Source organism: Deminuibacter soli, from assembly GCF_003412455.1.
In the GTDB taxonomy this organism is placed as follows: Bacteria; Bacteroidota; Bacteroidia; order Chitinophagales; family Chitinophagaceae; genus Deminuibacter; species Deminuibacter soli.
In genome coordinates this window covers 506,687-526,024 of the sequence record NZ_QTJU01000001.1, presented here as the reverse complement: position 1 = coordinate 526,024, position 19,338 = coordinate 506,687, and the positions used below count along the sequence as shown (strand labels likewise).

General features: G+C 46.6%; 17 protein-coding genes. 10 read left to right on the top strand and 7 right to left on the bottom strand.

Going from position 1 to position 19,338, the window contains the following annotated elements; genetic code table 11:
* Positions 1-74: 74 nt before the first annotated feature.
* Positions 75-1,172 (bottom strand): 4-hydroxythreonine-4-phosphate dehydrogenase PdxA, encoded by a 1,098-nt coding sequence (gene pdxA, locus DXN05_RS02185; RefSeq protein ID WP_116845564.1) that lies wholly within the window; start codon positions 1,170-1,172, stop codon positions 75-77.
* Positions 1,173-1,316: 144 nt separating this feature from the next.
* Here pdxA and rsmA point away from each other — a divergent pair, with 144 nt between their 5' ends.
* The 4 genes from rsmA (at position 1,317) to DXN05_RS02165 (ending at position 4,115) form a co-directional block, all read left to right on the top strand.
* The gene (gene rsmA, locus DXN05_RS02180) at positions 1,317-2,084 is read left to right on the top strand and encodes a 16S rRNA (adenine(1518)-N(6)/adenine(1519)-N(6))-dimethyltransferase RsmA (RefSeq protein WP_116845563.1); all 768 of its coding nucleotides are present in this window, start codon (positions 1,317-1,319) and stop codon (positions 2,082-2,084) included.
* Between the two features lie 9 nt (positions 2,085-2,093).
* Positions 2,094-3,029 carry an NAD(P)-dependent oxidoreductase gene (locus tag DXN05_RS02175; RefSeq protein WP_116845562.1) on the top strand — a complete coding sequence of 312 codons (936 nt, stop codon included), beginning with the start codon at positions 2,094-2,096 and terminating at the stop codon, positions 3,027-3,029.
* A gap of 124 nt (positions 3,030-3,153) precedes the next feature.
* On the top strand, positions 3,154-3,627 hold the full coding sequence (gene greA, locus DXN05_RS02170; RefSeq protein WP_116845561.1) for a transcription elongation factor GreA: 474 nt from the start codon (positions 3,154-3,156) through the stop codon (positions 3,625-3,627).
* A 95-nt stretch (positions 3,628-3,722) separates the two neighbouring features.
* Entirely contained in the window at positions 3,723-4,115 is a 393-nt protein-coding gene (locus tag DXN05_RS02165) for an HIT family protein (RefSeq protein WP_116845560.1), read from the top strand.
* Between the two features lie 61 nt (positions 4,116-4,176).
* Here DXN05_RS02165 and ruvC read toward each other — a convergent pair whose 3' ends face one another.
* The gene (gene ruvC / locus DXN05_RS02160; protein WP_116845559.1) at positions 4,177-4,746 is read right to left on the bottom strand and encodes a crossover junction endodeoxyribonuclease RuvC; all 570 of its coding nucleotides are present in this window, start codon (positions 4,744-4,746) and stop codon (positions 4,177-4,179) included.
* Positions 4,747-4,772: 26 nt separating this feature from the next.
* Here ruvC and DXN05_RS02155 point away from each other — a divergent pair, with 26 nt between their 5' ends.
* Both DXN05_RS02155 and DXN05_RS02150 read left to right on the top strand, forming a co-directional pair.
* Positions 4,773-5,777: a lysylphosphatidylglycerol synthase domain-containing protein gene (locus tag DXN05_RS02155; RefSeq protein ID WP_158559102.1), complete on the top strand. Its 1,005-nt coding sequence runs from the start codon at positions 4,773-4,775 to the stop codon at positions 5,775-5,777.
* A 3-nt stretch (positions 5,778-5,780) separates the two neighbouring features.
* Positions 5,781-6,572, top strand: a complete 792-nt coding sequence (locus DXN05_RS02150) for a DUF3108 domain-containing protein (RefSeq protein ID WP_245975093.1) — start codon at positions 5,781-5,783, stop codon at positions 6,570-6,572.
* A gap of 205 nt (positions 6,573-6,777) precedes the next feature.
* Here the strand turns inward: DXN05_RS02150 and DXN05_RS02145 are convergent, their stop codons facing one another.
* From DXN05_RS02145 to DXN05_RS02125, 5 genes are all read right to left on the bottom strand, one after another.
* Complete coding sequence (locus DXN05_RS02145) at positions 6,778-7,650, bottom strand: MBL fold metallo-hydrolase (RefSeq protein WP_116845556.1); 873 nt, start codon at positions 7,648-7,650, stop codon at positions 6,778-6,780.
* 1 nt (position 7,651) lies between these two features.
* A complete protein-coding gene (locus DXN05_RS02140; RefSeq protein ID WP_116845555.1) occupies positions 7,652-8,950 on the bottom strand; it encodes an MFS transporter in 1,299 nt (432 codons plus the stop codon).
* A gap of 105 nt (positions 8,951-9,055) precedes the next feature.
* Positions 9,056-9,850, bottom strand: a complete 795-nt coding sequence (locus DXN05_RS02135; RefSeq protein ID WP_116845554.1) for an undecaprenyl-diphosphate phosphatase — start codon at positions 9,848-9,850, stop codon at positions 9,056-9,058.
* A gap of 81 nt (positions 9,851-9,931) precedes the next feature.
* Positions 9,932-10,189 carry a DUF3098 domain-containing protein gene (locus DXN05_RS02130; protein ID WP_116846361.1) on the bottom strand — a complete coding sequence of 86 codons (258 nt, stop codon included), beginning with the start codon at positions 10,187-10,189 and terminating at the stop codon, positions 9,932-9,934.
* Positions 10,190-10,259: 70 nt separating this feature from the next.
* A complete protein-coding gene (locus DXN05_RS02125) occupies positions 10,260-11,135 on the bottom strand; it encodes a cell division protein FtsX (protein WP_116845553.1) in 876 nt (291 codons plus the stop codon).
* Positions 11,136-11,353: 218 nt separating this feature from the next.
* On the opposite strand from DXN05_RS02125, the gene leuS reads away from it, so the two are divergent.
* The 4 genes from leuS (at position 11,354) to DXN05_RS02105 (ending at position 19,320) form a co-directional block, all read left to right on the top strand.
* The gene (gene leuS / locus DXN05_RS02120) at positions 11,354-14,131 is read left to right on the top strand and encodes a leucine--tRNA ligase (RefSeq protein ID WP_116845552.1); all 2,778 of its coding nucleotides are present in this window, start codon (positions 11,354-11,356) and stop codon (positions 14,129-14,131) included.
* A 32-nt stretch (positions 14,132-14,163) separates the two neighbouring features.
* The gene (locus DXN05_RS02115; protein WP_116845551.1) at positions 14,164-17,343 is read left to right on the top strand and encodes a S41 family peptidase; all 3,180 of its coding nucleotides are present in this window, start codon (positions 14,164-14,166) and stop codon (positions 17,341-17,343) included.
* Positions 17,344-17,534: 191 nt separating this feature from the next.
* Positions 17,535-18,551: a type IV toxin-antitoxin system AbiEi family antitoxin gene (locus tag DXN05_RS02110; RefSeq protein WP_158559101.1), complete on the top strand. Its 1,017-nt coding sequence runs from the start codon at positions 17,535-17,537 to the stop codon at positions 18,549-18,551.
* Positions 18,541-19,320, top strand: a complete 780-nt coding sequence (locus DXN05_RS02105; RefSeq protein ID WP_116845549.1) for a nucleotidyl transferase AbiEii/AbiGii toxin family protein — start codon at positions 18,541-18,543, stop codon at positions 19,318-19,320. The genes DXN05_RS02110 and DXN05_RS02105 overlap by 11 nt, the downstream gene beginning before the upstream one ends.
* Positions 19,321-19,338 lie beyond the last annotated feature (18 nt).

The window sequence follows — 19,338 nt, the reverse complement described above, 5'->3', positions numbered from 1 at the left end:
ATTAGAAGATTTACCTGTTGCGTAAAGGGGCTGCAACAATAGGTTCTGCAATGCTGTATGTAAACTGTGCCGGTTTACTGGTCGTCTTCCACAATGCGTTCGTCTTCTACATTCGCCAGTACGCGTGCGCTGATTTTCTTCAGCGGGTTGGCGCGGTTTTCACTGTAGGCGGCGCGCTGGCGGATGATGTCGATACAGGTGAATACCGATGACAGGAAGGAGGAGGCATCGGCCCTGTTTTTACCGGCTATGTCAAAGGCAGTGCCATGGTCGGGACTGGTACGCACTACAGGCAGGCCTGCAGTGAAGTTGGTGCCTTCGCCAATGGCGAGTGATTTGAAGGGAATCAAACCCTGGTCGTGGTACATGGCCAGTACTGCATCAAATTTTTCATATTGTCCGCGGGCGAAGAAAGCGTCAGCGCTGTAAGGGCCAAAGGCCAGGATGTTCTGGTGTTTGGCGTCTTTAATGGCAGGTTTGATAATGGTTTCTTCTTCATTGCCAATCAAACCTTCGTCACCTGCATGCGGGTTTAGTCCAAGCACGGCAATCTTGGGTTTGTCTATACCAAAATCGCGTTGCAGGCTCTGGTGCAGTATGGCCAGTTTGCTGCTGATGGTTTCGCGGGTAATGTATTGGGCAATATCGCTTACAGGCACATGCTCTGTAACCACGGCTACACGCATGTTTTCGGCAGTCATCAGCATCAGCACATCATTGGCATTGAACATGCTTTTGAGGTAGGGTGTATGGCCGCTGTAGTTGAATGTTTCGCTCTGGATGTTCTTTTTGTGAATGGGGGCAGTAACCAGGCCCTGTATATGGCCTGCTTTTAAAGCTTCTGTTGCCTGTTCCAGCGACAGCAGGGCGTATTTGCCGCCTATTTCATTTAACTGGCCGGGGGTAATCTGAACTTCTTCTTCCCAGCAGTTGAAAATGTTGACCTGCTTGTGGTGAAACTTGCCGAATTCTTTGGTAGACTGGTAGCTGAAATTTACATCAGGCACTACTTTACGGTAAAAGTTGATGCTTTTATTGCTGGCAAACACAACGGGCACGCAAATGTCGAGGATGCGGGTGTCTGACAGGGCTTTGATGATCAGTTCCAGGCCAATACCATTCAGATCGCCACAGCTAAAACCTATCACGGGTTTTTGCAGTTCATTACTCATTCGGACAAATTTTACTTGTAAAAATAAGAAAAATAGCGAGACGTTAGTGCTTAGATATGAGCCGGGAAGCGCGGTTGCGTGGAAAGATGGGGTGGCGGCAGCGATGAGGGGCAACAGCTCGCCGCTTTATAGTATTTTTGCCCGATGGAATATACGCTGAAGAAATCGCTGGGGCAGCATTTTTTGCGGGATGAGAACATTTGCCGCAACATTGTAGCCGCCCTGCAGGAGAAACCGGGTGGCATTGCAAATGGCCAGCTGCTGGAAGTGGGGCCTGGTGGCGGTGCACTTACCAAATACCTGCTGCAATTGCCTGGTATCGATTTTAAGGCGGTAGAGCTGGATACGGAGAAAGTAACCTATCTCGAGGCTACTTACCCGGCTATTAAAGGCAAAATTATTCACCGGAGTTTCCTGGATATTGACGCCCCTTTTGAGGGCAGCTTTACCGTGATCGGCAATTTCCCGTATAATATTTCTTCACAGATACTGTTTAAAATACTCGACTGGAAAGACCAGGTGCCTGAGATTATCGGCATGTTCCAGAAAGAAGTGGCACAACGGGCCGCATCGCAGCCGGGCACCAAGGCCTACGGCATTTTAAGCGTGCTGATACAGGCTTTTTATGAAGTGCATTACCTGTTTGATGTGCCGCCGGGTTGTTTTAACCCGCCGCCTAAAGTAATGAGTGGTGTAATACGGTTAACCCGCAAAGCGCAGGCGCTGGATGTAAAAAGCCATAGTCATTTTACACGACTGGTAAAAGCTGCTTTTAACCAGCGCCGTAAAACCCTGCGCAATGCCACACGGTCGTTGTTTACAGACGAAACCCTGCAACAGGAAATATTCAACAAGCGCGCGGAACAGTTAAGCCTGGATGATTTCGCAGCCCTTACCTTTCAAATGAAATAAGACCGATAAATGGCTACAAAGAAAAAAGTAATTATCACTGCCAAAGTACACGATTACCTGGCAGAAACCTTGCAGCGCAACGATTACGAAGTACTATACCTGCCCGCCATTACCTACGATGAGCTGGGCGCACTGATACCTGATGCAACAGGTTTGATTATCACTACCCGCCTGAAGATTGACAAACCCATGCTGGATAAGGCCGTACAACTAAAATGGATTGGCCGCCTGGGCAGTGGTATGGAGCTGATTGATGTACCCTATGCGCAAAGCAAGGGCATTACCTGTGTAAGCAGTCCCGAAGGCAACCGCAACGCCGTGGCCGAACATTCGCTTGGCCTGCTGTTAAACCTGATGAACAAGATAGGCACTGCCTTTGACGAGGTAAAAGTGGGCAAATGGCTGCGCAATGAAAACCGTGGCACTGAACTTACCGGTAAAACCGTTGGCCTGATTGGCTTTGGCAATACCGGGGGGGCTTTTGCCCGTTTGCTGGCGCCCTTTCATGTAACCGTACTGGCGCATGATAAGTACAAAAGCGATTTTTCGCATGATTATATCCGTGAAGCGCAGCCTGAACAGATAGCCCGTTATGCCGATGTGGTAAGCATGCACCTGCCGCTAACAGAGGAAACCTTTCACTATGCAAACGATGCCTTTTTTGAAAAGCTGGAAAAAAAGCCCTGGTTTTTAACGGCGTGCAGGGGCAAGGTAACCGATACTGCTGCCCTGATACGTGCGCTGGACAAGGGTTTGCTGCGTGGTGCCGGTATAGATGTTATTGAAAATGAAAAACTTGATACGCATACCCCTGAGCAACGCCGGCAGCTGGAATGGCTGTGCGCCAGACCCGGGGTAATCGTTACTCCCCATATTGCAGGTTACAGCCATGAAGCCTTTTACCTGATGGCTAAAGTGGTGCTGGACAAGCTGGATATCCGTTAAAACAACGGCTTACAGGTCAAAAAAGCATTTTGCCATTGACGGAAATTTGTATTTTTGTATTTCTGCAACGCTACAGAAATGTGGCGTTGTATTTTTTTTATCTCTTGTATAAAACAGAATGACTATGAGTGAAGTTATGTATGTTACCAGGGAAACCCTAGAGAAAATGCGGGAGGAGCTACACCGAATGAAAACCGTTGACCGCCCCGCTGCTTCAAGGGCTATCGCTGAGGCGCGTGAAAAGGGCGATTTGCGGGAAAATGCCGAATACGATGCCGCCAAGGAACACCAGGGAATTCTGGAAGCAAAAATGGCTTTGCTTGAATCGCATATTGCCGCTGCACGTATTGTAAGTGCCGACAATGTGGATACCAGCAAAGTGTCGATATTAACCAAGGTTACCATTACCAATGTAGCCACTAAAAAGACTGTTACCTACCAGCTGGTGGGTGAAAAAGAAGCCGATCTGAAAGCAGGTAAAATTTCGATCAGTTCGCCTATTGGTAAAGGTTTGATGGGCAAGGCAGTGGGAGATGTGGCTGAAGTGCAGGCGCCAACCGGTGTAATCAAATTCAAGATTGAAGAGATTACCATTTAACCGCATAAGTATTTTCACTATATTATTCCCGGTTTCTGATTCAGCTGAAACCGGGATTTTTATTGCAACTTATTTCATCATTCCAAGCAAGCCTTATGACGCTCTTCTCGAAAATCATTGCCGGCGAAATACCTTCGTATAAACTGGCTGAAAACGCCCGCTTCTATGCCTTTCTGGATATTTTTCCCTCGCAGCCGGGTCACACCCTGGTGGTACCTAAAATAGAAGTAGATAAAATATTCGATCTGCCCGATACCTATCTCGATGGCATTCTCACCTTTGCCAAACCCATTGCCCACGCCATACAGGAAGCGTTTGGCTATAACCGCGTAAACATTGTTACCATTGGCTTTGAAGTACCCCATGCACATATTCACCTGGTGCCTATGGATGATATGGGTGATGCCGATATCCTTACCAAGAAATCGAAACCTACGCCGGAAGAACTGACCGAAGTCCAGAAGAAGATCTTAGAGAAAATGGTTTAATGGTTCTATTGATTGATTGTTTTAAAACCAAAGAACCATCAAACAATTAAGCCATCGTGCCTTATTTCAGCTTGATGCGGCCGGGGTTTTGGGCGATGAAATCTTCCCAGCCTTTGGCTTTTTGGGCGCCTGTATTGAAAAGGGGCGAAGATGTTTGGTAGTGATGGCACATGGCTACAGCAAGCGCATCGGTGGCGTCGAAAAACTGTGGTTTTTCTTCGATAGACAATACGCGCTGCAGCATTTTCCATACCTGCTCCTTATCAGCGTTGCCATTGCCGGTAACAGATTGCTTTACTTTTTTGGGAGCATATTCTGTAACGCTGAGCGTATGCTGCATGGCAGCCGCAATGGCTACACCCTGCGCGCGGCCCAGCTTTAGCATACTTTGAACGTTCTTACCAAAGAAGGGTGCTTCAATGGCAAAGGTATCGGGGGCGTATTGTTTAATGAGTTCGGTAATGCGGGTGTGAATCATTTCCAGCCGCACATACATGTCTTTGTGTGATGAAAGCTTTACCACATCCATCGTCACCAGTTCAACCTTATTGCCATACACGGCAATAACGGCATAGCCCATAATAAGGCTGCCGGGGTCAACTCCAAGTATTACTGCATCTGCTTTTTTCATGGACGGGTGAAAATAAGTATTTAGGTTTGAACAAATTTACGATACTGAAGCAGCGTTATAAGATATTATTGAATTATGTGATCGGGCCTTTATTGTTTATCGTGTTGTGCTGGGGTATTTACCGCAAAATTCAAACACAGCCCAATCTTCATTCTTTCCTTTCTACCCTGCAATCTGCAGTTACCGGCGAACATAGCCTGTTGTTCTGGCTGGTGCTGGCATTAAGCCTTGTAAACTGGGGTATCGAGGCACGAAAATGGCAACTGCTCATCAAGGGTATTCAGCGGGTGGGGCTATGGCAGGCGTTTAAAGCTGTACTATCCGGCCTTGCTTTTTCCCTGTTTATTCCCAACCGGGCGGGTGAGTATGTGGGCCGTATTTTATACATGAGCGAAGGCAACCGGCTGCGCTCTGTTTCGCTTACCATTGTGGGCAGCATCAGTCAGCTGCTGGTGACTTTAACAGCCGGTTTAGGCGGTTTAATTTACCTGCGCGTATACCTGTTGCCGGTGAACGACAACCTGCGGCAATTGCCTTCATTCTGGCTGGATGGCTTATTGTATGTAACGGCATTCGGGGTACTCATATTGTTACTGATTTATTATAAATTGGCCTGGCTAACAACTTTATTCGAGAAAATTCCGTTTGTTTACAAGTACAGATTCCTTATCGAGCAGCTGGAAAATTTCCACTGGCGCGAATTAACAAGAATTTTGGTTTTATCGATAGGGAGGTTTGTTGTCTTTATTGTCCAATACCTGTTACTGTTATCCGTTTTTGCTGTGACCATGCCCGTTACAACGGGCGTGTGGCTGGTTTGTGTGCTGTTCCTGGTGCTGGCCATTGTGCCCACCATACCCATTGCCGAACTGGGCGTACGAGGAGCGGTAGGTATACAGTTGTTTGGGCTAATAAGCAGCAATACAACGGGCATACTTTTAACCGCAGCGGGTATCTGGTGTATAAATATAATTGTACCGGCGTTGGCCGGAAGTTTGTTTATATTGAGTATTAAACTCTTCAAGAAATAATACGTGAAAAAATATCTAATGCTGTGTTTGGGTATACTCTGCTGTGTGCGCCTCAGTGCAGATGATGAATTTTGCGGTATACGAAACTACTCGTTCCAGCCGGGCGAATCCATTACCTACAATGTATTTTACAATGTGGCAGGCATTTATGTAAATGCCGGTACCGCCACTTTTGTAACAGCTCTTGAACAACTTAACAACAGGCCTGTATATCATGTAACGGGTACCGGCACCTCCAATTCCAGTTATGACTGGATTTTTAAGGTGCGTGATAAGTATGAATCGTTCATCGATACGGCCAATATGCAGCCGCTTAAGTTTATCCGTAATGTAAATGAAGGCGGTTACAAGAAATACGAGAACATCAGCTTTAACCAGCAAGCCAATACGGCCATTACATCGGGTGGTGTGTTTAAAGTACCGCAATGTGTGCAGGATGTGCTTAGTTCTTTATACTACGCCCGCAATATTGATTTCAACAAGTACAAGGTAGATGACAAAATACCTTTCAGCATGTTTCTCGATAACGAGGTGTACAGCCTGTATATCCGTTACCTGGGTAAAGATGTGGTGAAGACCAAGTACGGAAAATTCAATACGTTCAAGTTTAAGCCGCTGCTGCTGAAAGGCACTATTTTCCAGGGCGGTGAAAAAATGACGGTATGGGTAACGGATGATGCCAATCACATACCTGTTCGCGTGGAAAGCCCTATTGTAGTGGGCTCTGTAAAAGTAGATATGATGCAGTACCGCAACCTGCGTCATCCGTTGTCATCCATGATCAGCTGGAAATAAGGGAGTAAGGGGAAGGCTGCGCAGCTTCTTCATGAGTGAGTAGTGAATAGTCAATAGTGAATAAAAAGGCACATGCCTCTTGACTTACTCGATATGCACTGATTATGCCTGAAATAGTTATTTTAAATTTCATAGCCTGTTGATGAACAGAGCGTTAGGGCTTATGATTCGATCATCTATTGGTCAAGGTATGGCAGCCCTACGGTTATAACTCACTTAGCGTAAAAATATTCTTTGGTTTTATTCTTCCCTTGTCACCCTGCTCCAGGGTGCAGCATTCGTATTGGGCGTCGTGCTCAAAAAACAGGATGTAATTGCCGGCAATGGCTTTATCCAGGAATATTTCCTTTTCAGTAAGCGTTGTCTCCGGGCGCATATCATAGGCCATGACATACGGTAAAGGCAGGTGTGCTATACTTGGTAACAGATCGGCCATGTACACGATAGTATGGCCCTTGTATTGCAGTACCGGCAGCATCATGGATTCGGTGTGGCCCTGTGCAAACAGCAGGGATATATTGTCACTGAATGGCACCGGCATGTCAATGGCATGGCCTGCAGGTGCATTGGGCAACGGGGCAATAAACTGCAGCTGGCCGCTTTGTTGTATAGGCAGTATATTCTCTTTTAAAAAAGAAGCTTTCTCGCGTGCATTGGGTGCTATGGCGGCATTCCAGTGCCGTTCGTTGCTCCAGTATACTGCATTTTTAAATACAGGCTCCAGCTTTTCGCCGTTACGTGTTACTGCGCCGCCGCAATGGTCAAAATGCAGGTGGGTGAGTATTACATCAGTGATATCATCTTCAGTAAAGCCATGTTTGGCCAATGAACTGTGCAGCGTTGCATTGCCATGCAGGTAGTAATGACTGAAGAATTTTTCGTCCTGTTTGTTGCCGATGCCGGTATCCACCAGTATCAGGCGTTTACCATCTTCAATCAGCAGCAGTCGCATGGCCCAGGTGCACATATTGTTTTCATCTGCAGGGTTCAGCTTGTTCCAGATAGTTTTGGGTACCACGCCAAACATTGCGCCGCCGTCGAGTTTAAACAGTTCCGTATCGATGGAGTAAAGTTTCATATCAGGCAGTAACAGTTGTATGTTGTTTTTGTTTCTGCAGGGTGATCAACAAGGCAATGGCACCTGCAAGGAAAAACACTACCAGTCCGATGATGGAATTGCGCATATTACCTGTTTTCTCCTGTATAAAACCAAAGCTGAACATGCCTATTACAATAGCCAGTTTTTCGGTTACATCATAAAAGCTGAAGAAAGATGCAGTGTCTTTTGTTTCGGGCATAATACGCGCATAGGTAGAGCGGCTGAGCGATTGAATGCCACCCATTACAATACCTACCAGTGTGGCGATGATATAGAACTGTATTTCGGTGGTAATGAAGTAAGCACCGATACAAATGCCGATCCATATCAGCACCACGAAAATCAGCACCCTGAAATTGCCAAAACGGTCAGACAGGCGCGCCATGATATAAGCGCCTGCAATGGCCACCAGTTGTATAATCAGGATACAGGCAATCAGCTTGCTGGTACTCAGCTGCAGCACCTGGCTGCCAAACAAGGTGGCTGCCAGCATAACAGTTTGCACGCCCATGCTGTAAAAGAAAAACGCGAACAGGTAGCTTTTTAATACAGGCATGTGTTTGGCCTGCTGCCATACTTTGCCGAGTTCTTTGAAGCCGTTGGTGAAAATATTGTGCTCCCGGTCTGTACCGGATGGTGTGCTTTTGGGGAGGAAACGGAAAGTGATTTGTGCAAAGCTGATCCACCAGATGCCTACCAGCAAAAAGGAAAAGCGCGATGCACTGCCTTCATTCATACCAAATGGTTTGGCCAGTACAAATACGAAACAGATAACCTGTAACAACACACTGCCGATATAGCCATAAGAAAAACCTTTGGCGCTTACACGGTCCTGGTCAGCATCTGCGGCAATCTCGGGCAGGTAGGCATTGTAAAACACCAGGCTTCCGCAATAGCCAATGGCTGCGAGTATACAACTGCCGATACCAAGGCTTAAAGTATCTGCCTTAAACCAGAACAGGCTGCAGCAGGCTGCGCTGCCGAGGTAGCAGAAGAAGCGCATGAACGATTTTTTATTGCCCTTGTAATCGGCGATAGATGACAGGATGGGCGAGAGTATGGCAATAACCAGGTAAGCAAATGCCAGTGCATAATTGTAAAGTGAGGCGCTTTCAAAACTGCGGCCGAGAAACTGTACTTTATGTCCGCCATCCGGTGTGGTGGTAATGGCATCGTAATAGGCCGGGAATATCGTAGAAGTAATAACCAGGTTGTACGCACTGTTGGCCCAGTCGTACATGGCCCAGGCATTGATTACTTTTTTAGGGGCGGTAGGCATGCGGGTGGTTTTAAATGCCTGTTGTTCATCAGGCGTATCAAATGTAAGCGAAAAAAGAAAATCCCGCCAGTGGCAGGATTTCTATATCAATGAATTGATGGTTAATTATATTTTGCCGCTGTATATGAGAAACAGCATTACAGCGCCCAGCAGTATGCGGTACCAGCCAAATGCGCGGAAACCGTGTTTCTGCAGGTAGGTGATAAAGAATTTTACCGCAATCAGCGCTACAATAAACGATACCAGCGCGCCAATGCCCAGTGTACTCATATTGTCTTTTACCAGTACTTCAGGATGCTCTTTGTACACATCCCAGAAACTTTTTACCGATGCGGCGAACATGGTAGGCACCGCCAGGAAGAAAGAAAACTCTGCAGCAAGCTTGCGGGTAAGGCGCTGGCTCATGCCACCGATAATGGTAGAAGCGCTGCGGCTGAGACCGGGGAAGATGATAGACAATACCTGGAAGCAGCCGATGGTAAAGGCCTTGGGGTAGGTGATTCTTTCCTCGTCGTTAATAATATTGTTCTTAAAAAGCTTGTCAATAAACAGCAGTACAATACCGCCGGCCAGCATTACACAGGCAATCACGGTAAGGTTGTCGAGCACTTTGTCAATGTGTTTTTTAAACAGTGCGCCTACTACCAGGGCAGGTATAACGGCAATGATCAGTTTGATATAAAAGCTGATGTGCTTGAAGTCGATGAATTTTTTCCAGTACAATATCACCACCGATAAAATAGCGGCCAGCTGAATCACCACTTCGTACATATCTACAAAAGGATCGTTTTGCACACCCAGGAATGGGTTGGTAAATTTCATGTGCGCCGTGCTGGAGATGGGCAAAAATTCGGTGATGCCTTCTACGATGGCAATCACAATGGCTTGAAAACTGGTCATACAAGGAGGAATTGGTTTGGAAAAGGGAAACAAAAAAAAAGCGATGGGAGTGCCACCGCTTTGCGTATGTTGAAAGCCAGGTTACAGCGACTGCTGTTTGGGCTTTTTGAAAATTGCATAGATTTCGATCACGAGACCCAGTATAATTACAATAGGTGCAATAGTGATACGGGTTGTGCTGTACACCAGTTTAAAATCGAACTGGTTAGGATCCTGGTTTTTACCGCCGGCCATCAGCAGCATGCCCAATGCCACCACAACAGCGCCAATGATCATCCATTTGTAGTTTTCTTTGGTAAATAACACCGGAATGGCAGCCGGTTGCTTCTTTTCTGACATTATACTGGTTTTAGAATCTGCAAAATAGGGGTTTTCCATTAAAATTGCCTGTTAAAAGGCGTTTTTTAGCCTAATACAGGTCGTCCAGTTTCATGCGCAGGTATTTCATTACGCTGCGGTGTGTGCTGAACAGTGAAATGCCTACACCTACCAGTATCATACCGCCAAAAAGAGTGAGGGTAAGCTGGTTGTCGTGAATGGCTTTCATTTGCGGGAACTGGGTTTCGGCCCATTGTATGATGGCGAACAGCACCGCGATGGCGATGAGTGCGCTGAGTAACCCGTTTACAACAGCCCGAAGGTCCATAGGGCGTGCAATAAAACTGCGGGTAGCGCCTACCATCTGCATGGTTTTAATTAAAAAACGGTTGCTGAACATGGCGAGGCGTATGGTATTATCGATACTTACAATGATGATGATACAGAGCACCACGGCTACCACCAGGAATATCAATCCCAGTTTGCTGGATCGTTCGCTGAGGCTGGTTACCAGTGATTGCGGGTATTGCAGATCGGTGATTTGGTTGCCGTAGGCGCCCATGATCTGCGTGGCTATTTTCTGGAGGCTGTCTTTATTCACATACGATGCACGGGCGTAAAAATCAATGCTTTCGGGCAGCGGATTTACGTCGAGAAACTTAGACCAGTCTTCATTGTTGTCTTTGTTCCAGATTTCCTTGGCTGTTTCTTTGTTGATGTATTTTACATCTTTGGCAAACGGCTGTGCAGTAATATATTGCTGAATTTGGGCGATACTGTCTTTGTTGAGGGTGCGCAGGTAGGCACTGATACGGATATCTTCCTTGAAGGCATTGCTGGCCTGTCTGAAGTTGAGAAATATCCAGCCCATGATACCCATAATAAGCAATACCACGGCCACGCCGATGATACTGTAAATATAGCTGGGCTTGCTGCGCCTGGCAGCTGATTTGCCGAATTGAGCCATGCGATTGATTTATTGGGTTTGGTACGTGGCAAATTTAGGGGTTTTGCAACCTTATTCGCTTACATTTGCACACACATTTAAACGATTGCCTCACGGGATTAGTATGCCCGGCAGCTTTTTTAGCAATGCCGCAGCACAGGTGGTACAACACCGCACAATGCATATTGTTTTGTGTCCCGCAAACGGCAATCTCCACAACAGCATAGGTAAACAGCATTATGGAATATAATTTTCGTTCGATAGAACAAAAATGGCAGCAGCATTGGAAAGATACAAATGCTTACAGGGTGTTAAACAACAGCACCAAACCCAAGTATTATGTGCTGGACATGTTTCCTTACCCCAGTGGCGCAGGGTTGCATGTGGGCCATCCGCTGGGCTATATTGCCAGCGATATTTTCGCGCGTTTTAAACGCCTCAAGGGTTTTAATGTACTGCACCCCATGGGGTATGATGCCTTCGGTTTACCTGCCGAACAGTATGCCATTGATCATGGTGTGCACCCGGCGGTAAGTACCGACCACAATATCAAAAATTTCAGGGCACAGCTGGATAATATCGGTTTCTGTTTTGATTGGGAAAGAGAAGTACGTACCAGCGATGCCGGTTATTATAAATGGACGCAGTGGATTTTTCTGCAGCTGTTCAAAAGCTTTTATAACCGCACCAGCAGCAAAGCTGAATCTATTGATGTGCTGGTTGCCTCTTTTGAAAAGGAAGGCAACAGCGTACATCCCATACCCGGCGCACAATACCAGCTGCCCGGTGGCGGCAACACATTCACTGCAGCACAATGGAAGGCGTTTGATGAATTTACGCAGCAGAGCATTTTAATGGAATACCGCCTGGCTTTTTGCGGCTATGGTGAAGTAAACTGGTGCGAAGGCCTGGGTACTGTACTGGCTAACGACGAGGTGATTAACGGCGTTAGTGAACGCGGTGGCTTCCCGGTGGTGAAAAAGAAACTGCGCCAGTGGTACCTGCGCATTACTGAATATGCCGACCGGCTGCTCGATGGCCTGCAACATGTTGACTTCAGCGATGCGATGAAGGAAATGCAAACCAACTGGATTGGCAAAAGCTATGGTGCTGAAATAGATTTCCAGGTGCAGGGCCAGTCTGCCGGCACCAACCTGCGCGTGTACACTACCCGCCCCGATACCATTTTCGGTGTAGACTTTATGGTGGTGGCACCCGAGCATGAATTGATAACAACGATCGCTTCTGCATCACAGAAACAGGAAGTGGAAGATTATATTGCATATGTAAAAAGCCGCAGTGAACGGGAACGTATGGCTGAGAAAAAGATCACCGGCTGCTTTACGGGTGCTTATGCGGTGAACCCTTTCAATGGTAAACAAATACCTATCTGGATATCGGAATATGTACTGGCCGGTTATGGTACAGGCGCTATTATGGCGGTGCCTTGTGGTGATGAACGTGATTTTAAGTTTGCACAGCATTTCAATATTCCCATTACCAATATCATCGGTGATGCATTTAACGGTGAAGAGGCCAATGCCACCAAAGATGCCAAACTGGTGAACAGTGATTTTCTCAACGGCATGGTGATGCGCGATGCCATTGGCGTGGTAATTGGCAAACTGGAAGAGATGGGTATTGGCAAGCGCAAGGTAAACTACCGTATGCGTGATGCTGCATTCAGCCGCCAGCGCTACTGGGGCGAGCCGTTCCCCATCAAATGGATCAACGGCATTGCTTACCCGCTGGATGAAAAGGAATTGCCGCTGCAATTGCCGCATGTGGAAAAATATGGCCCTGGTCCGGAAGGTGAAGGCCCGCTGGCCAATATACCCGAATGGACAGCCCGGCACCTCGAAACCAACACCATGCCCGGTTATGCAGGCAGCAGCTGGTATTTTCTGCGTTATATGGATCCGCATAACGACCAGGCTTTCTGTGACCGCAAAGTGAGCGATTACTGGGGCCAGGTAGATTTATATATCGGCGGTACCGAACACGCAGTAGGTCATTTGCTGTACAGCCGTTTGTGGACAAAAGTATTGTTCGACCTGGGGCATATTGGTCATGATGAGCCTTACAAAAAACTGGTAAACCAGGGCATGATACAGGGCAGCAGCCGCTTTGTGTACCGTGTGCAGGGAACCACCAATAAATACGTATCGTATGGCCTGAAAGACCAGTATGAAACCAACCAGCTGCATGTGGATGTAAACATAGTAGATGGTGTGGAACTGGACACCGAAGCCTTTAAAAAATGGCGTGCGGATTATGCAGATGCTGAGTTTATACTTGAAGATGGCAAATACATTTGCGGTGTGGAAGTGGAGAAAATGAGCAAGAGCAAATTCAACACGGTAAACCCCAACGACCTCGTTGAACGTTATGGTGCAGATACCTTCCGCATGTACGAAATGTTCCTGGGCCCGGTTGAGCAAAGCAAGCCCTGGGATACCAAGGGCATTGAAGGCGTACACCGCTTTTTGCGCAAACTCTGGCGTTTGTTCTTTGACGAAGTGAAAGGCGCTGTGTGGACAAACGATAAGGCCACCGATGCAGAACTGAAAGTGCTGCACAAAACCATCCGTAAAATTGAAGATGATACCGAAAGGTTCTCTTTCAATACGGCAGTAAGTGCCTTCATGGTTTGTGTAAACGAACTGGGAGAGCTGAAATGCAGCAAAAAAGAAATACTTGAATCACTGCTGATACTGTTAACACCCTATGCGCCGCACGTAGCTGAAGAGTTGTGGCACGAGCTGGGTAATACGGGGTCTGTGCTGGATGCAGCCTACCCTGTGTTCCAGGAGAAATATGTGGTGGAAACAACGAAAGAATACCCGGTTAGCATAAATGGCAAATTGCGCACAACCATGCACATCGATCTCAGCGCCGAACAGGCAGCTGTAGAACAGCTGGTGCTGGCAAACGAAATTGTGCAGAAATGGGTGGAAGGCAAACCGGTAAAGAAATTCGTGTTTGTAAAAGGTAAAATGGTGAACGTAGTAGTATAACAACATTCTCAGATATTGCATATCTTGGAGATATGCAATATCTACCTTTCTCCCCAAAACTAAAATGGCTGCTTGCGGCTGCCTTGTGTTGCACCGCTACCTTAAAAGCCCAGCCAGGCAATACCAGTTTTTTATCACAACCTGCATTAACGCCCGATGGGCAATCGGTCGTGTTCAGCTTTGAAGGCGACCTCTGGAAAGCAGATGTGCTAAGCGGAAACGCTGCCCGCATCACCGCTATGCAGGGATATGAGACCAATGCCAAAGTATCTCCCGATGGTAAATGGATTGCCTTTACCGGGCGGCAGTACGGCAATTCCGATGTATTTATTGTGCCCGTAAATGGCGGCGAAGTAAAACAGCTTACCTGGTACAGTGGCTCAGATGAAGTAAGCTCGTGGAGCTGGGATTCAAAAAGTGTGTACTTTGCCAGTGGCCGCATGGGGCAGGTATCAACCTATAAAGTGGGCATCGAAGGCGGTACTGCCAAACGTGTTTTTGGTGATTATTTTTATCTCTATGATCACAATGTAATAGAACACCCCACCAGCGGTGAACTGTTTTTTAACGATACCTGGGAAAGCGGTTTCCAGGCCCAGCGCAAACGATACAAAGGGCCGTTTAATCCCGATATTCAATCGTATAACCCAACTACCAAACAATACAAGCGTTATACAGACTGGCAGGGTAAAGATTTTGCGGCTACCATTGATAAGGCCGGTAATATCTACTTTCTTTCAGACGAAGCCAACGGTGAATACAACCTGTACACTTTTAATGGTGGCAAAAAACAGGCGCTCACCAGTTTCACTTCTTCCATTAAAGCAGCGAATGTGAATGCAGCAGGTGGTAAAATTGTTTTTGAGAAAGATTACCAGTTGTGGCTGTACGATGTGGCTTCGCAAAAAACAAGCAAACTGGCGGTGAATATTACCCGCAACAATGTATTGCCGCAGGAAAAAGACTTTGATGTAAAAGGCAATATCTCTGCCGTTGATGTTTCGCCCGATGGTAAAAAGCTGGCGCTGGTATCGCGCGGTGAACTGTTTGTAAGTGATGTGGAAGGCAAGTTTATTCAACAGGTACAGCGCACCAGTGAAGAACGTGTACGTGAAGTAAAATGGCTGAGCGACAATAAAACCCTGCTGTACAACCAAACACAGGGCGGTTACCTGAATTTGTACACCATTGCTGCAGATGGCAGCGGTAAGGCGAAACAGTTAACCAATGACAAAGGCAATAACCGTTCGCTGGCATTGAACAAAAAACGTACACAGGCTGTGTATCTTTCCGGCCGCGATGAAGTGCGTTTGCTCGACTTGAAATCATTTGAAAGCAAAACCATTGCACACGATGAAATATGGGGCTTCCAGAATGGCGATCCCGGATTTTCACCCAACGACGAATACGTGGTGTACACAGCCTACCGGCATTTTGAGCAGGACATATTTGTGTACAACACCAAAACCGGCAAAACCATTAACCTCACCAACACTTCCATCACCGAAACACAGCCTGTATGGTCGCCCGATGGTAAGTATATTTACTTTATCTCATCTCGCCTGAAACCCGCGTACCCAACGGGTTTGCAGCAACCCAAGATTTATCGTGTAGCATTGGAGAAAATAAGCGAGCCCTTCCGCTCCGATAAATTTGCCGACCTGTTTAAAGAAAAGGATACCGACAAGGATAAAGACAAGGCAAAGGGTAAAGACACCGCTAAAAACAAGCCGGATGATAAAGTAGCCTCCATCGCTATTGACACCATTAACATAGAAGACAGGATTGAACAGGTAAGTCCTGATGCAGGCGACCACTACCTGTTAACCGTATTGCAGAAGGAGGGTAAAACTTTTGTGCTCTACTCAGGCAACCAGGCAGAAGGTAAAACTGTTTTGTACAAAACAACCATTGAACCGTTTGAGCCTAACAAAACAGAACGTTTTGCCGGTGCGGAAGCCTACGGTTTTGATTTTGCAGCCAACGATGATAAATACTTTGTATTGCAGAACGGCTCCCTGTTTAAACTGAATCTGGATGGCAACAAAATTGACCCGGTGAATATCGGTTATACTTTCAGGCGCAACCTGCAGGCTGAGTTTAACCAGCTGTTTGAAGAAACATGGGCACAGCTGGATGAGAATTATTACGATCCCAAATTTCATGGGCTCGACTGGAATAAAACCAAAACCTATTACCAGCAGTTTTTGCCATATCTCAACAACCGCGCTGATCTGCGCATATTGTTAAACGATATGCTGGGCGAGCTCAACTCGTCGCACCAGGGCTTTTACTCCAATGGCAGTGAAGAAACGGTAACCCTGCGCAACAGCACCATGGAAACCGGTATTGTATTCAGCAGGGAACATCCTTACCAGGTGAAATACATCTTGCCTAAAAGTCCGGCCGATAATAAAACTGTTCAGCTGCAGGCAGGTGACGAACTTGTAAAAGTAAACGGTGAAACAGTAGATGCTGCCATAGACCGCTACTACTACTTTACCAAACCCTCGCTGGATAAGGAATTGCAGCTGACCTTTAAACGGGGCGCGCAGGAAATAAATGTAAAAATACACCCTGACGGTTCTGTAGCAGATGAACTGAACGACGAGTGGATTGCCACCAATAAAAAACGTGTAGATGAAAAAAGCGGCAACCGCATTGCTTACTCCTGCATGAAAAACATGGGTACAGGCGAGTTGCAGCATTTTATTATGGACATGACCAGGCAGCTGCCAGGCAAAGATGCCCTGATACTTGATCTGCGTTACAACACAGGCGGTAATGTGCACGACCAGGTGCTGAACTTTTTATCACAACGTACCTACCTGCAATGGAAATACCGCGATGGCCATTTAACACCGCAGCCCAATTTTGCGCCAAGCGATAAACCCATTATACTGCTCACCAACGAACAGTCACTGAGCGATGCGGAAATGACCTCAGCCGGTTTTAAAGCATTAAAGCTGGGCACCATTGTGGGCAACGAAACCTACCACTGGATTATTTTTACGAGCGGTGCCGGTTTGGTAGATGGCTCATTTGTACGCATACCTGCCTGGGGTTGTTATACCCTCGATGGCAAAGACCTTGAACTAAACGGCGTGCAGCCCGATGTACGTGTGATCAATACCTTCGAGGATAAAATTAACGGCCGTGATCCGCAACTGGATAAAGCCATTGAATTGATCCTGGGAAAGATTGGTAAATAACACCGGAACAACACATACAAAAGCCCCTGGCCTTAACCGGCCAGGGCTTTTGTATGACTGGCGGCCAGATTGTTCAGAATTTATTTACGTTCATGGTTCATGAACAGTGGTAAATTCTTGAACGCTTTCTTTGAAAATTACTAATTGTTCATTATTTTACATTGTTCATGATTCATGAACAATGCTTAAAAATGAACAAGATAAAATATAAATCTGCTGAAAAACAGCTACTTACCGAAGCTATTAAGCTGTTAAGCAGCCAAACAGGCAGCAGGGTAAAAGAATTAGCCTTGCCCAACGGCAATGAGGCCAACGCCCGTATAACAATCGCTCTGGCTGGGGTAGAACACCATTTTAACGTAGCAATTAAAGGGGAGATCAGGCAGAACCAGGTGCTGGACTTAATAGCGCAATTTGGCAAGAACAAAGACCAATGGTTGCTGATTGCCAGGTATATTCCCAAGCCATTAAAGGATAATTTTAAAAGCCTTGGCATAAACTACCTGGAAGCCGCGGGCAATTGTTACATCCAGGCGAAAGGCATCTTTATTTATGTAGCAGATCAGAAAGTAACGCCCACCCGTGAAGCAGCTACCGGGAAACTCTGGAATGCAACAGGGTTAAAATTCATGATGGCTGTAATTAATAACCCTGCATTGCTCAACGCTTCTTACCGGGAAATTGCAACGGCAGCCGGCATTGCCCTGGGTAATATAGGTCCACTGCTGGATGAATTGCAGCAAGGTGGTTATACAAACACAAAGGGAAATGTTGAACGTTTGGTGAGCCGCGATAAATTGATTACCCGGTGGACAGAAATGTTCCATGCCATCATACGCCCCAAATTGCAAAAAGGCAGGTTCCGGTTTCTGCGAACCGAAAATGCTGCAACATGGCAGGATATAAATGATACAGATATTTACTGGGGGGGAGAGCCTGGAGCTGCCCTGCTTACCGGCCATATAACGCCTGAAAACTTTACCCTGTACTCAGGGAAACCAGGAAACGAATTGTTGAAATTGCTGGGCATGGTGCCCGACAATAACGGCAACATTGTATTGCTGGATAAATGCTGGGGTACATTACCGGGGGCGGCACCGGGTACAGCACCTGCATTGCTGATCTATGCAGATTTAGCGCACGGGCTGGACAGCCGCAATAAAGAACTGGCTGAAAGAATTAAAACAACATACTTAAATGGCGAGTGATATTGTTAGCGGTGCTGCATTGGAAATGCTGGCCGCGCTTGAAGAAGTACTGCGGAAACTGGAAATTGATTTTTATCTGGTAGGTGCGTTGGCCAGGGATATCGCGCTTTCTGCTAACCCAAACCTTGCGCCGCAAAGAAAAACCAATGATGTAGATGTTGCCATATTGCTTGCAAGCGAGCAGCAATTTTACCAGGCAAAGCAGGCCTTGCTTGAAACCGGTCACTTTACGGCACATGAAACAGAAAGCATAAAACTGTTCTACAAGCATGCTGTTGAGCTGGATTTACTGCCATTCGGAGGCATCGAAAATGAATACAGGGAAACGCAGCTGGAACAGCCGAGATTGTTTGTAATAGATGTGCCCGGCTTTAAAGAGGTGTTTCCGGAAGCGAAGAATTATTCCATTGGCGAAAACACATTAATGGTTTGTCCATTGGAGGGGCTTGTTTTATTGAAGTTGATTGCCAACGATGACAAACCGGGCAGAACCAAGGATATAACCGATATCGTACACATCATTTCCGTGTATTTCGAATTGAAGGATATGGAGATTTATGAAGAATACATTGATGTAATGGAATTTTACAGCACCGATGATACAGATTACCTGCTATTGGTAAGTGCCCGTGTAATAGGACGCAGGATGGGCGATATGTTGTCAAATTCTGAACAATTGCGCGAACGCATACTATCCATTCTCGATCGAAAAACAACAGGTTTGTACTGGCCCGAAATGGCAGCAGGTATAAGAGACGTACATCAATAAAGCCCAAACACAAACAAT

Bases quoted from the DNA above. Each gene is read 5' to 3' on its own strand.
- DXN05_RS02125 (WP_116845553.1), bottom strand. From the start codon at position 11,135: ATGGCTCAATTCGGCAAATCAGCTGCCAGGCGCAGCAAGCCCAGCTAT.
- pdxA (WP_116845564.1), bottom strand. From the start codon at position 1,172: ATGAGTAATGAACTGCAAAAACCCGTGATAGGTTTTAGCTGTGGCGAT.
- DXN05_RS02145 (WP_116845556.1), bottom strand. From the start codon at position 7,650: ATGAAACTTTACTCCATCGATACGGAACTGTTTAAACTCGACGGCGGC.
- rsmA (WP_116845563.1), top strand. From the start codon at position 1,317: ATGGAATATACGCTGAAGAAATCGCTGGGGCAGCATTTTTTGCGGGAT.
- DXN05_RS02140 (WP_116845555.1), bottom strand. From the start codon at position 8,950: ATGCCTACCGCCCCTAAAAAAGTAATCAATGCCTGGGCCATGTACGAC.
- DXN05_RS02110 (WP_158559101.1), top strand. From the start codon at position 17,535: ATGAACAAGATAAAATATAAATCTGCTGAAAAACAGCTACTTACCGAA.
- DXN05_RS02130 (WP_116846361.1), bottom strand. From the start codon at position 10,189: ATGTCAGAAAAGAAGCAACCGGCTGCCATTCCGGTGTTATTTACCAAA.
- DXN05_RS02115 (WP_116845551.1), top strand. From the start codon at position 14,164: ATGCAATATCTACCTTTCTCCCCAAAACTAAAATGGCTGCTTGCGGCT.
- DXN05_RS02105 (WP_116845549.1), top strand. From the start codon at position 18,541: ATGGCGAGTGATATTGTTAGCGGTGCTGCATTGGAAATGCTGGCCGCG.
- greA (WP_116845561.1), top strand. From the start codon at position 3,154: ATGAGTGAAGTTATGTATGTTACCAGGGAAACCCTAGAGAAAATGCGG.
- ruvC (WP_116845559.1), bottom strand. From the start codon at position 4,746: ATGAAAAAAGCAGATGCAGTAATACTTGGAGTTGACCCCGGCAGCCTT.
- DXN05_RS02165 (WP_116845560.1), top strand. From the start codon at position 3,723: ATGACGCTCTTCTCGAAAATCATTGCCGGCGAAATACCTTCGTATAAA.
- DXN05_RS02175 (WP_116845562.1), top strand. From the start codon at position 2,094: ATGGCTACAAAGAAAAAAGTAATTATCACTGCCAAAGTACACGATTAC.
- DXN05_RS02135 (WP_116845554.1), bottom strand. From the start codon at position 9,850: ATGACCAGTTTTCAAGCCATTGTGATTGCCATCGTAGAAGGCATCACC.
- leuS (WP_116845552.1), top strand. From the start codon at position 11,354: ATGGAATATAATTTTCGTTCGATAGAACAAAAATGGCAGCAGCATTGG.